The 13726-nt window shown below is 65.0% G+C and carries 1 protein-coding gene; it reads right to left on the bottom strand.

Annotation, left to right across the window (positions count from 1 at the left end; translation table 11 throughout):
• Positions 1-10: 10 nt before the first annotated feature.
• Complete coding sequence (locus tag DOL89_RS21025; protein WP_162937751.1) at positions 11-13513, bottom strand: cadherin-like domain-containing protein; 13503 nt, start codon at positions 13511-13513, stop codon at positions 11-13.
• Positions 13514-13726 lie beyond the last annotated feature (213 nt).

Consider the following 13726-nt stretch of genomic DNA (forward strand, 5'->3'; position numbering starts at 1 on the left):
CAATCGAATGTCAAGCGATTCTATGGGTTGGGTTCACCGGACGGAACGGGATAAGCCTTTTCTCGAAATAATCGGCCCGGCTCAGGGTCGGCGGAGCGCCGGTGCGGATGGGCTCGTTCACCGGGATGATGGCGACGCTGGTTTGCGCCGCCATAGACCGGGCGGCCCCGCTGCCCTGGGCGGCGCTGGTGCTGCCGGCTGCATCGTTCACCGTCAGCCGGATCGACACCGGCCCGACACTGACGCCGTTCACATTCTCGTTGGTGTTGCGGTAGGTGACCGACTGCGCGACCAGACTTGCGGTGGCCTGGGTCACCGCTGCCGTACCGGCAAAGGTAATCTGCAACCGCCCAGCGGTGCCGGTGTCGATGGTGCCGATCTGTGGGTCGTCGGCGCTGCTGGCCGTGCCGTTGGACAGCCGCAGGATCGAACCGTCGGCATAGATGGTACCGGGCTCCGTGGCGCTGCCGCTGAAGCCGAACACATCCTCGCCATTGGCGCCGGACGAGCGTTCGAAGGTCAGGCGGACGCCGCGGTAGTCGTTCGGGCCGCCCGACGCCGTGCCCAGGTCCGGGTCGCCGATCTGGACATTGGCATCCAGCACGATGGCAGGGCCGTCCTCCGTATAGGCCGGGGCGGTCGGGCCGAAATCCTGGATTACGGGCGTGTCGTTGTTGGCGTTGACGGTGACCTGGATGGTCTCCGCCTGGGTGCTGCCGCCGGCGATGTTGTCATCCAGGGTGAGCGAAAGAGTCCGGGTGGCGGTCGGCCGGTCGGAGCTGTTGGCGTAGGTCAACGCCTCCATCACGTCCGCGACGCGGTCCTGGGTAGCACTTGCATTGAAGGTGACGACGAAGTCCGTCCCGTTTCCGCCTGTTGCAGCGCCGACCTGGACCCAGGCGCTACCGTCATGGACATGCACTGAGCCGTCGCCATTGCGCAGGAATACCTGGCCCAGGCTGCCCGTGCCGGGTAGCTCGGCGCCGGAGGGCAGCGACACCACATCCTGACCAGCGATCAGGCCGGAGACGGTCAGCGTGGCCCCGCTCAGTATGGAAGTATCCTTGTCCGTGATGACCATACTGCCGTCGCTGATCAGCGGCTGGGCCTCGGTGTTGACGGTATTCTCCTCGAAGGTCACGTCCGCCTCGGCGGACAGGCGAGGCTTGTCGTTGACCGCCACCAGCGTGATCGTGGATTGCGGGCGGTTGCTGTCCGCGGCGCCTGTCGTATCGGTGTTGCTTGTACCGGCATCAGTCACCTGGACCTGAACCGTCCGGGGCTGGACCGTCGGGCTGTCCGATTCATTGGCATAGGTGATGCCCCGGAGCAGCGCCTGCACATCCGTGAGGGCGTAGACCGCCCCTGTCAGCGGCGTGATTGTGATGGTGGATGAGGTGGCGGTCGTATTCACATCCACCGTGAAAGAGCCCACCGTCAATGTGCTGGTTCCAGGGGCCAGCGTCACCCTGGTCCCGCCGATGGTCAGCACCTCGTCCCCTTCGTCGGCAAGGCCGTCGATGGTGAGGACCAGCTGGGTGAGGTTTGTATTGTCCCGATCGCTGATCACCGCATTGGCGGCGATGGCTACCGGGATGCCGGCAGTATTCGCGCCTTCCGTAAAGGTCACGGCTTCATTGACGGCCGGGTTCGCGTCGGTGTTGTCCAGATCCACGACCGGTGCATCGTTGACAGCAGCGACAATCACCGTCGCGACCGCCACCGGGCTGCTGGTCAGTGAATTGTTGCCGCCATTTCCCGTCGCATCGTTGCTGCCGGCATCGCGGACCGCCACGCTGAAGGTCCGGTCGGCGGCCGTGCTGGGCGTGTCGCTGGCGTTGCGGTAGGCGATGCCCTGGAGCAGCGCTTCGAACTGCGCCTTGGTGGCAGTCCCGCCGCCCTGCACAGTGACGATGATGGTGGGCGCCGTCCCCGGATTCGTCAGCGCGATGGTAAAGGTCGCGCCGCCAACGGTGATCGTCGCGCTCTTGCTTGAGCCCAGCGCGAAGTCGGTCCCGCCGATGGTCAGGATCTCGGCATTCCCGTCGGCGATGTTGGCCGCGGTGATCGTCAGCCGGCTCAGCTTGGCGCTGTCCGCGTCTGTCAGGGTGCCGGGACCGAAGGGCTGGACGGCTGTGGCGCCGGTATCCGCCCCCTGCTGCTCGGAGAAGGTGACCGTGCGGTCGATGCCGGACGTGCCGCTACCGTTCAAATCCACCGCCGGCGCATCGTCGGCGCCGTTGATGGTGATGGTCAGTGTAGCGGCTGCCTCGTCTCCCGCAGTCCCGTCGGAGAGCTGATAAGTGAACACATCCGCCAGGCTCTGCCCGGCACGCAAGCCCTGCACGGCGGGAAGGCTGTTGTTCAGCGTATAGGTATAGGTTCCGTCATTGGCGACGTGCAGCGTTCCATAGTTTCCGTCAATACTGTATCCGCCGCCCGGCACCACGGTAAAGCCGCTGGAGCCGGTCCCGGTGCGGATGCCGATGATGCTGAGCGTGTGGCCTGGGCCGGAGCCGCCTGCACTGTCGACATCATGGTCGGCTGTAGCATCGGTGATCAGGTTGCCGGTGCTGGTGGTCGTGCCGTCTTCCGTGACGCTGCCGGTATTGGGGTTGGCGACCGGCGCATCCTCCGTCGGGCTCACCGTCACCTGGAAGGTGCGGGTGACCTGAAGATCGGCCAGGGTCGGACCGGCATAGTCGATGTCGCCGGGATTCTCCGCGGCGTCATTCGTGTCGCCGATCAGGCTGCGCGGACGCTCGCCCGAATTGCCACCGTCATTGACGACCAGCGTAACGGTCAGGGTACCGTTCCAATCGGCCGCGGTCGCCGGGCCGGCGCCGTCCGGATCGGGCAGTCGGATGGTGAGCGCGTTCAGCCGGCTGGTCAGCTCAGCCGCCGTGGCCCCGGTAATGGTAAGGCTGCTCCCGTTCAGCTCCCCGAGCGTGCCTCCGGCCCCACCCACGGCGGTGATCGTTCCATGGGAAAGGGTGACGGTGACGCTCAGCAGGCCGGTCAGCGCATCGACGTCGCCGATGACGATGTTCCAGTTGGACGTGTCCAGCGTGACCGTTCCCCCGGCCTCAGGCACCGTCAGTCCCGGAATCGCCGTGTTGGCGGTCGGCGCATCATTCTCACGAACCACGTCCACGGTCATCGCCCCCGTGACCGCGGTGCCGCCTGGCTCCTTGACCGACAGGGTCAGGGTGCGCGTCGCGTCGGGATGCTGGGAGTCGGTCTGGATGGTGAGGCTTTCCACCACCCGCTCGATCATGGCGAGGCTGGCCGTGCCGTTGAAGGTGACGGTGAAGTCCGCTCCCGCCGTGCCGCCCGCAGCCGTGCCGATGGTCAGCCATCCGGTGCCGTTGTGATACTGGATATTGTTCCCGTCGCGCTGCACCGCGCCCGATCCGGCCGTAACGGCCGCAGGGAGCAGGACCGAGATGTTGTCCTGCGCCGCGATCCCGGTCACCCTCAGAACCGTGCCGTCATAGCTTCCGCTGTCGATGTCGGTGAGCTTAATATTGCTGTCCAGCAGCACCGGGCCTGCGTTCAGGTCGTTCTCATAGAACTGAACCGATCCGGCCAGGTCCGAGATGGTCGGCTGGTCGTTCGCCGGCGCGACCGTGATGGTGCTGGTGGTGACAATGCTGGTCAGCTGCCCGGCGCCGCCGGCATCGTTGCTGCCGGCGTCCGTAACTTCGACCTTGATGGTTCGGTCCCCGGCCGTGGGATTATCGCTTTCGTGCAGATACTGGATGCCCTGCAGTAAGGTCTGGAAATCGGTCTTCGTCCGCGTGGCTTCATTGTCAGGCGTTATGGTGAAGATGCCGGTTCCTGGATCGTAGCTGACCAGGAAACTGCCGATATCCACGTTGCTGCGGGCCTCATTCAGCGCGAACCTGATGCCGCCGATCAGCAGGAATTCGGCACCCTCGTTGACGGCTCCGGCCACCGTCAGGGTCATGCCGACCAGATTGCTGTTATCCGCATCCGTGATGGTTGCGGTGTTCGTGGTGATGTTGACGGCCGTATGCGTCGCGTTCACCGGTTCGTTCCAGGTGAAGCTGTGCCCAGTGCCGCCACCGCTGCCGTTCAGATCGGTTTCTGGCCGGTCGTTGGTTGGCTCGATGGTGATGCTGCCGGCGAGTTGCGCCGTGAGCGCGCCGGGACCGCCGGCATTCACACCGCCGCCGCGCGTGTTGTTGCCGTCGCTGAGCGTGACCGTGTAGGCCCGCGTACCTGAAGGCGGCGTGTCCGTGGTATGCTGGTACCGGATGGCCTCCAGGATCGCCTTCACCTGGTCCAGCGTCACCGTGTTTGCCAAGGTGATCGTCAGGGTAGTTCCGTTCGTACCGCCGCTGGCGACCCCGGCCATTCCGGCCAGCATTCCGCCGGCAACGGTCAGCATGTCGCCGGTGCTGCCGCCTGTCAGGGTTACGGTGATGCTGCCGCCGCCGAACTGCGTGGAATCACCTGACAGGCCGCCGGTGGTCCCCAGGTCGATATCCGTCACCGACACGTCCGACAGCAGTTGATGCGCTGTCGGTGTCCCTTCACCAGTGGTGCCGCTTTCCGTCAGTGTTCCGGTATAGACCGTGCCGCCCAGGACCGGTGCGTCGTTCCGCGGCGTGACGTTGAAGGTCAGGGTATTGGGGGCGGTGTCGTAAGCCCCGCCATTATCCTGGACCGAGAAGGTCAGGGACGTATAGCCCGTCCCATTGGCGTCCTGGGCCGGGCGGAAGCGCAGACTGGCGATCTGCGCCTTTGTGAGCGTCTGCCCGGCAGTAACCAGCGTATCGGTGCCGCTGTCATAGGTATCGGACGCCCCGCCCCCTTCCAGCCACAGCGTGCCGCCGACCGGGAGCGTGTCGATCTGCACGCCGCCCAGCGTGTCAGCAACATCCGGGTCGGTGAAGCCGAAATCAGCTTCGACAAAGCTGTAGGCCGTATCCTCGTCGATGGTGCGGGTGGCGTCGGCCCCAGACGGAGGGTCGTTGGACTGGACAATGCTGATGGAGCCGGTCAGCGCCGTGGAAGAGAGGCTGCCGCCAGTACCTGCGTTGGTGCTGTCTCCCCGCGTGTTGCTGCCGTCCTGCAGCACGACGGAATAGGCGCGCGCCCCGGCCGGCGGGTTGTCGGTGGTGTGCTGGAACTGGATGGATTCCAGGATCGCCTTCACCTGATCCAGCGTCGCGGTATTGGCGAGGTTGATGGTGAGGGCAGCGCCGTTCGTGCCGCCGGTCGCAGCTCCGCTCATCCCGGCCAACGTCCCGCCTGCAACGGTCAGCATGTCGCCGGCGACGCCGCCCGTCAGGGTGATGATGATCCTGCCACCGCCGAAGCGGTTCGGGTCCGCCGACAGGGCGGGCGTGGTGGAGAGGTCGATGTCGGCGACGGTAACGTTGCTCAGCAGGCGTTGGGGAGCGGTACCGACGCCAACCACCGAACTTTCATTGAGCGAGCCGTTGAACGCCGTTCCATCCAGCGCCGGCACATCGTTGAGCGCAGTGACGTTGATGGTCATTGTACTGGGAGCGGCGCTGAACGCATTCTGACCATCCCGGACTGAGAAGGTCAGGCTGGCGTAGCCGGTGCCGCTTTCATTCAGGGCGGCTTGGTACCGCAACTTCCCCAGATCCGCCTGAAGTATGACATCGTTGGCGTTAACTGAGACATCGGTGCCGCCAAAGCCCTCAATCCCGTCATTCTCGATCCACAACCTGCCCTTGGTCGGCACGGTATCGAAGCGGATTGCCGAGCGGGCATCGCCAGCATCCTCATCCGAGAACGGGAAGTCGCCAGCGGTCAGGCTAAGAACCGTATCCTCGTTCACCGTCTTGGTGAAATTGCTGGATGTCGGCGTGTCGTTGGTGCCGGTGATGGTGACGACCACGTCGGCCGAGGCGGCTTTGGCACCGCCGGAGCCCTGGTCCGCGGCGCCGTTGCCATTCTGGTCGGAGAAGGTGAAGCGGATCGTCGCGTCGACCGTGGCGCCGGCCCCCAGCGCATCCATCACTGTCGCGAAGCGCACCGCCCGCATGACTTCCGCGATGCTGGCCTGGGTGGCCGCATTGTTGAAGGTGACAACAAGCTGCCCATTGCTGATCGTCACCGTGCCCACTGTCACGGAGGAGACAACCACGTTCGATCCGTCCATCGAAACGGCCGGATTGCCGCCGAGATCGAACCGGTCGGTGGTCACCACGCCGTCCCTGCGGGCGACGGTCAGCGTTGTCTTGTCGAAGCCGAGATTCTCGGTCAGCAGCTCCCGCTCCGCCGTCAGGACGGCGGTATTGCTGAGCTGGACCCAGTCGCTGATGGCATCGTTGCCGATGCCTTCCGTCACGCCCGTAACGGTGTCGGGCACGGAAATGACGGGCGCGTCGTTGACCGGGCTGACGGTGATGGTGGCCTGCGCCTCGACGGAGCTATAGGGGGAAGTGCCGCCGGTCGCCAGACCCGACAGCGGAACTGTTGTGCGGGCATCGGAGTCAGCAATATTGCTCTGATCCCAGGCACGGAACTGGAAGCCGCCGGTGGTGCTGCCGTGGTAATCCTCGGCCGGCATGAAGCGGACACGGTCATCATGGGCCAGCAGGAGGCCATCGGTGCCATTGACCTTGCCGGACAGGTCGGCCCAGGCTGACCCGTCCCAGTATTGCCATTTGCCGTTGGTATCGGTCACGGATGTGACCAGAATGCCGATATTGGTGTTGTCCGGGTCGGAAGCGGTTCCGCTGCTGTAGCCTAAGATTTCTGTGACAGTGCGGCCGGTGTTGGGCCCGCTGGCGATATCTTCCGCAATCGAAGGCAGAATCCGGGTCTGGTTCCCCAGCGTGGGGGCGTCGTTCTCACCCTCCAGCGTGATGACGCCGGTGATCGGCGTAGCGCTCCGCGCGCCGCCGGCGCCGACATTGCCGCGATCATTCAGCGTGACGGTATAGGTGCGCTCGGCGTCAGTGCCCTTTACTGTCGGGTCGTCACCAGTATTATCGAAACGGATCGCATTCAGGACCGCCCGAACCTGGGCCGCGGTCGTGGCGCCGGTGAAATCGATGACCAGCGCAACGCCGTTGCCGCCGCTGGAAGTAAAACCGGAGAATCCGCCCGTGACGCTGCCGTCGATCATCAGAAGGTCGCCCGGTCGGTACTGGTCGAGCGTCACCGTGATGCGGAAGCCGTTGAAGTCGGTGACGTCCACATCCGAGATGTCGGCGTCATTGGCAATGTCGACCAGCGCGACCGGTGTTCCGGAGCTTTCCTGGAAAGTCGGGTTGGTGTCGGCTTGATCGGCGTTGGTGATGACCGGCGCATCGTTAAGCGGCCTTACTGTAATCACCAGCGTGTCTGTCGCGGTCTGATCCCCGGTTCCGCCCGTATTCGGCGTATTCAGCGTCTCGTTCTGCACTTCATCCAGCAGAACGGCGCTCGGATCGGTGCCGTTCCGGCCAAGGTCGTTGACGGTGACCGTCAGGTTGACGGTACCGCTGACGTTGTTGCCGGCGAAGAAAGTCACGCCGCTGGCATGGGCCAGGGTGGCATTGATCTGGGCGACGGTGCCCGTCAGAATGACAGTGCCCGTGTTATTGCCTGCCACGGCAGTGACGCCGCCCGGCACCCCGGCATTCACCGTCAGGATTCCGGACGGAACCTGCAGCCGAACCTCGATCTGGTCGTCACCGGCGTCAATGTCGGAGACCTTCAGCCCGGTCAAGACAAGCGTCGCGTCCTCATCCACCACATAGCTCTTGGGGCGGGTCAGCACCGGGCTGTCATTGACCGGCTTTACGTCGATCGCGACCGTTCCGGCGGCCGGGGCATTGGACGTGCCATCGGACAGGCTGACGGAGAAGCCGTCGGTTGTCGTTTCGCTGCCGGAATGGATATAGACAATGCGCCCGGCCAGCACGTCCGCCATGCTGAAAACCGACCCTGTGCCCAGCGGAATGCGGCTTGTTCCATCGACCAGCAGCAGACGGCCATTGGACACGGCGCCCGTGATCCGGAACTGGATCAGCTCCGCATCGCCGGTCAGCGACGTATCGTCGGGATTGTAGGTCTCCGGATCAGTGCCCAGCAGGTGCTCCTGGGTCAGGATTACCTGCTGTCCTTCATACACCACGGCCTCACCGGTGGAGATGTCCGGGGCCTCGTTGGCCGGCGTAATGCGTAGGTTGACGGTAGCGTCGCTGCTCTCCAGCGTGGTGGCCCCGGTTTCCTTTACCTTGAAGGTGAAGCTGGCAGCGAAGACTTCTTTCCCGGAATGGGTGAAGCGGACAAGTCCGGCCTCGCGTTGCGCGTCGGTGAAGGTGTCCCCGACCGTAAGCTCCTCGCCTGAATCCTGCTGATTATTTCCATTCTCGTCGAGCCAGAGTGTGCCCGCATCGGCCGCAGGCAGAGTCCGAATCTCATAGACAAGGTTCTCGACAGGCGTGTCGCTGTCGCTGGCGGAAATGCCGGTGAGGATGATGGTGCCACCCTCGTTCAGACTCACCGTTGCGCCATTGGCGTTGGGGGCATCATTGACGTTGGTGACATCGATGCTCACCGTCAGCGGGGCGCTGTGCATCTCCTTCCCGGCATTCTCGCCGCTGGTGAAGGTGGCGCCGTCGGCCAGGACCACAGTAAATTTGTCGGTCGGCGCGCTCGGCTCGCTGCCTGCGGCGTGGAAATAGGCCACCCTGTTGGCGCGCACGTCATTGGCGGAGAACCGGCCCCCCTCGGCCACGCCCGTCCAGTTGGCGCCGTCCCAGACCCGGATTTCGCCGCCATTCGGCGCGTCGGTCAGGATATAGATGAGCTGGTCGAAGGTGGTGCCGGCATCCACATCCGTGGCGCCGACAGCTCCTCCAGCTCCAAGCACATCGATCGTCAGTAGCACAGCGCTGGCCGTCGGCGTGGTCACATTGGGCGCCTGCAGGGAGCCGGGCGGCGTGGAGCTGTCGGTGGTGCTGTCCTGTTCCAGCACATGGATCGTGCCGATGGTCGTCGTCAGCACCGGCACATCGTTCACCGGAGTGACGACGATGCTGAAGGTCTGGTCCTTCGTGACATTGCCGCTTCCGTCGGCAACGCGGAATACGAAACTCGCCGAAGTTACCTCCGACCCGTCATGGCCGACCGTCAGGCGGTTGGCGTCGATCTCGGCTTGGGTAAAGGTGGCGTTCGCTCCGAGCGCCACCCCGTCCCGGTAGAGGACGGCCCCGTTGGTCGGCGTGGACACCAGCGTATAGGTCACATCCGATGCCGCGGTGCCAACGTCGCTGGCGCGCAGGTAGGTGCTGGAGATTGTGTTGGCTGCGTCGGTCCGAAGCGATCCCTCGGCAATGATGAGCTGACGGTTCGTGTTGACCACGGGCTGCGCGCTGCCATGGCTGACGCCACCGTCGCCGCCCGTCTGCTCGGAGCTGACCAGGGTGATGGGAAGCTGCTGCGGAAGCGAGGTACTGGTGCCGTCAGTGACGGTGAAGCTGCCGCCATAAGTGCCGGCGTCATCATTGCCGCCGGTGTGGACGAACTGTACCTGGGATGCTGCGCCGGAGGGACCGTCCGCGGTCAGTTGCGCCAGCGTAAAGCTGGCCTGCGCAACCCAGGCGCTGCCGTTCCAGACCTGCAGTTCTGCATTGGGCACGGGTTCGGTAAGGGTGAAGACCACATTCCCGGCAGGCGTGTCCGGATCGCTGTAGTTCAGCAGCGCATTGGTCAGGAAATAGGTGCTGTTCACCGGCATGATCAGCCGGCCGACACCGGTGGTCACCGGCTCGCCATTGGGCTCCACAGTGATGTTGAAGGTACCGGTGCTGGCCCCGCCGTCGCCGTCCCGCAGCGTGTAATCGAAACTGTCGTCTGTGCCGTCGTCGCCCTCATGTCGGTATTGCAGCAGACCGATATCGATATCCGCCTGACTGAAGGTCGCGCCGATCCCGATCTGCACACCGTTCAGGAACAGCCCGCCATGTTGGGGCAGGCTTCGCAGCGTATAGACCGCCTTCGTCGGCTGGCTGTCCGGATCGGCAATGCCGAGATGGACATTCGCGGCGTCATTGAAGGTGCGCTGCCCCCCTTGGTCGACAATGAAGCCAGCCGCCGTTCCGGGTTGCAGCGGCAGGTCGTTCACCTGTGCGATGCTGATCGCGACGGTTCTGGTGTCCGTGCTGCCCCGTCCGTCGTCCACCGTCACGTTAAAGCTGGTGGCGGTTCCGGCTGGCGGTTCATCCGCGGTGCTGAACTGCACGAAGCGGAGCTGCAGGGCGGTGGCTTCCGCTCCGCTGAATGCGGTCGCATCCGCCAGCTTGGTCCAGGTATTTCCATCCAGGCTGTATTCCAGCCAGCCATAGCTTTCATCGGTGAGCACGTCGATGGTGACGGTCCGGATGCCGGCAGCGGCATCGGCGTCGCTGATGCCCAGCGCGATTGGCGTGAACTGCGCGCTGTTCGTGACGCCCGGAACGTATTCCGTGACCGACACGCCGGTTGTCGTCAGGGAGATGGGGGCGTTGACCTCCGTCAGATTGACGGCCAGCGTGCCAGCCGTCTCCCCGCCGGCGCCATCACGCACCGAAAGTCCGATCGCGAACGAGCTATCCGCCGTCAGGTCTGCGCCCGTATATTGGACGGAGACGCGGCCTGCTTGCACATCCGCCTGGGTGAAGCTCTGCCCCACGCTGAGGGTAACGGTCACCCCGGAGATTTTGGACAGGACCTGCATGCCGGCCGGAATGGATGTCAGCGTATAAACCAATGCGCCGGCGGGATTGTCCACATCGACGGCGGACAAGTGCCCGGCGGTGAGGGTGATGCCGCCGGCCGCTGCCGTCTCGGGAGCCGTCACCGTGCTGGCGGTCAGCGTCGGCGCGTCGTTGAGTGCGGTGATGGACAGAACGGCATTGCCGCTATCCGCCGACAATGCGGTTTCCCCGCCGCTGGGGATCAGGGCGGAGGCGGCGACTGCCGTGCCGGACACTGCCCCACTCGTTCCGGCCGAACCGTCCCAGGCCCGGAACGTCAGGATCGCTTCACCGGCCTGGTTGGCAGCGGGGACGAACCGAAGCTTGTCATTGGCCGCCAGCAGAAAGACCTGATCACCGACGATAGCGGGTAGGTCGGTCCATGTCGTGGAACCAGCAGCCTGATATTGCCATGCGCCAGCCATGCCGCCCGTGCCGCTGATGGCGACGCCCAGCATGTCGCCGGCATCGATATCGCGCACCTGATCATTGGTCAGGTCGATCCCGAGAAGGCTGCCGGCGGTAAAGCCGGTGTTGGCTGAATCCTCCGGGTCCTCGGTGATCGCGCCGAGCTGCTTGGTATAGCCGGGCGTCAGCAGTTCCGGTGAGTCGTTGGTGTTGGCGACGGCGATGCTGGCCGTGCGCTCATCGGTGCCGAAGGCGGTGCTTCCGCCGGTCGCGCTGGCATCCAGGGTATCTCCGTCCGCTTGCCCCGTCTGCGGCCCGTCCCAAGCGCGGAAGCTGAAGGTGGCGTCGCCGCTGAAGTCGGGGTCGGCCGGCACGAAACGGATGCGGTTATCGCTGTCGCCGAGCAGGGCCAGTGCTGTCGCAGCCGTCCGCGGGCCGATATTGCTCCAGGTCGCGCCGCCGTCCAGCGAATACTCCCAGGTGCCTTGGCTTCCATCCGTGCCGGTAATAATGATGCCCAGCGAACCGGCCGGCGTTCCGTCCGGATCACTGATCCCGGCACCCGCCAGCAGATTGCTGACCAGAGTCCCCGTGCTGTTCAGAACACCCTCGTTGATGCCAGCCAATGCCGCATTGCCGGTGCTGACCGGCGCATCGTTGACGGGGGTGACGGCGATGGTGCGGGCAGCGCTGACATCCGGCTGCTGAGCGCCGTTATCGCTGTAGGAGACCGTGAAGGTGACGGTCCGGCTGTCGCCGGGTGCGTTGCCTGTGTTCTGGAAGGTGACGCCGCGCAGTACGTCGCGCAGCTGATCGAAAGTGACATCCGAACCGATGGTGAAGCGCAGGCGGGTCGCACTGTCCTGCGTGACCGTAATTCCCGCAGGCAGCCCGCCGGGTGCGGTCAGCCTGTCACTGGCGACAGTGCCCGCCGTGATCTCCACCACTGCGCTTGTCGGCCTGTCGTCGCTGTCCGCCCCGCTGAAAGTCAGAGCGGGGTCGATGGCAATCGCTTCCTGTCCTTCCGTAAAGGAAAGCGGCGTGCCCGCGGTTGCCAAGGTCACAGGCGCCAGCAGATCCTGGAAGCCGGCGGCGGTGCGGTCGGTCAGCACGGCTGCCGCCTCCACCGCCCCGATGGTGTGCTCCAACGTCCAGTCGCCGCCCAGCGCCGCTGCACCCGTGCTATTGCTCGACGCGGCCAAGTCGGCGCCGGTCAGTGCCGCCAGCCGGGCAATGAATGACTGCCCGTCCGGTCCTGCGGCAACATCGCAGCCATAGAGCAGGATGTCCGCATCCGCTCCAAGGCTGCTCCCAATCGCCGCCAGCAGGTCGGACCGGGCTTCCAGCCCGGCCAGATCCGTAGCCTCGCCGCCCAGCAGCAGGCGACCGTCCGCGCCGTGGCTGAGGATATGAAGGGCGTCGATCCCGGTCCGGCCGGACAGCGTCTCGGCGATCTGCGCGATGCCATCCTGCTCCGGCGCCAGCAGAACGACTTCCACGCCGTCGCCAAGGCCGGCGACCAATTGCTCCCACCCGGCGATGCCGGTGCTGACGAAGACCACCTCCGTCCGGCCGGACTGCGCGCCTTCTGTTCTGTCGAGGATCAAGGCGGCCGCATCGGCCACGGGCACGCCCTGCACCGCCTTGTCGGACACGCTCGACAGCACGTCCTCACCCGGCCCGGACGCCAGAAGTTCCACCGACGCCACGGCCGGACGCCGCACCGGCTCCGCGGAGGCTGCCAATGGAACGAAGTCGGTTGCCGCCCGCTCCAGAATGGACGATGGTGCCCCACCCGCAACGGCGTCGCTTTGCGCCGCCGGCGGCTGGAGGACGATTCGGGCTCCGGTGAGGTTCCGCAGCTCATCGGCCATATATTGCGAAGCAGCTCCGTCCGCACCATGCACGATGATCGCCGGCGTTGCGGCAAAGGCGTCGCTCCAACCGGCGACCTGTTGGGCGGATGCCGTAATCTGGGCGGGACCGATCAGGCTGCCAGCCAGCTCCGGCCCCTCATCCTCCCCGTTCAGGATCAGATGCACCTGCTCCACGCCCTGCGCGCCAGCAAGCACCTCCGTGATCCGGGCCAGCGGGTCTCGCCCAGGCTCCAGCCCGATTACTGTTGCGCCCGCCGGCATTCCGGCGAGCATATCCAGGCGGCCGACATCATTGGCGGAGGCGAAAACGAGCACCGGTCCCGCGGACTGACCGATTGTTGGCGCATTGTCGTAGGTCGGCGTCGGGTCCGGCTGGGGCGCTGCGCTTTCAACTTCGGGGGGAGCCGCCTGGGCCGACGCAGCCTGATCCACCAGCCCGACGACGGACGCCACTGCCGCGGCATCGAACATGACCCGTGGTTCGAGCGGGATCATGGCGGAATGGAGCGACTCTATTCTTGGCTTGGAGGTCCCCGCATGCGCTCCGGCTTTCTTTCCCGACCGCCCACGACCCTTGAACGCCATGATGACCCCGAAATCGCTGGATTTGCTCAGATCGGAAGGCAGTTTCGGCTGTTGGATGCAATCTGGCCGTCAGGTGCCTCTTTCGATATGCTTAACTATATCATCGTGGGAGGTACCTAGCTA

Source organism: Indioceanicola profundi (assembly GCF_003568845.1).
Lineage (GTDB): Bacteria > Pseudomonadota > Alphaproteobacteria > Azospirillales > Azospirillaceae > Indioceanicola > Indioceanicola profundi.

What these genes read in the sequence shown, in the direction of transcription:
- DOL89_RS21025 (WP_162937751.1), bottom strand. Translation starts at nt 13,513, where the DNA reads ATGATCCCGCTCGAACCACGGGTCATGTTCGATGCCGCGGCAGTGGCG.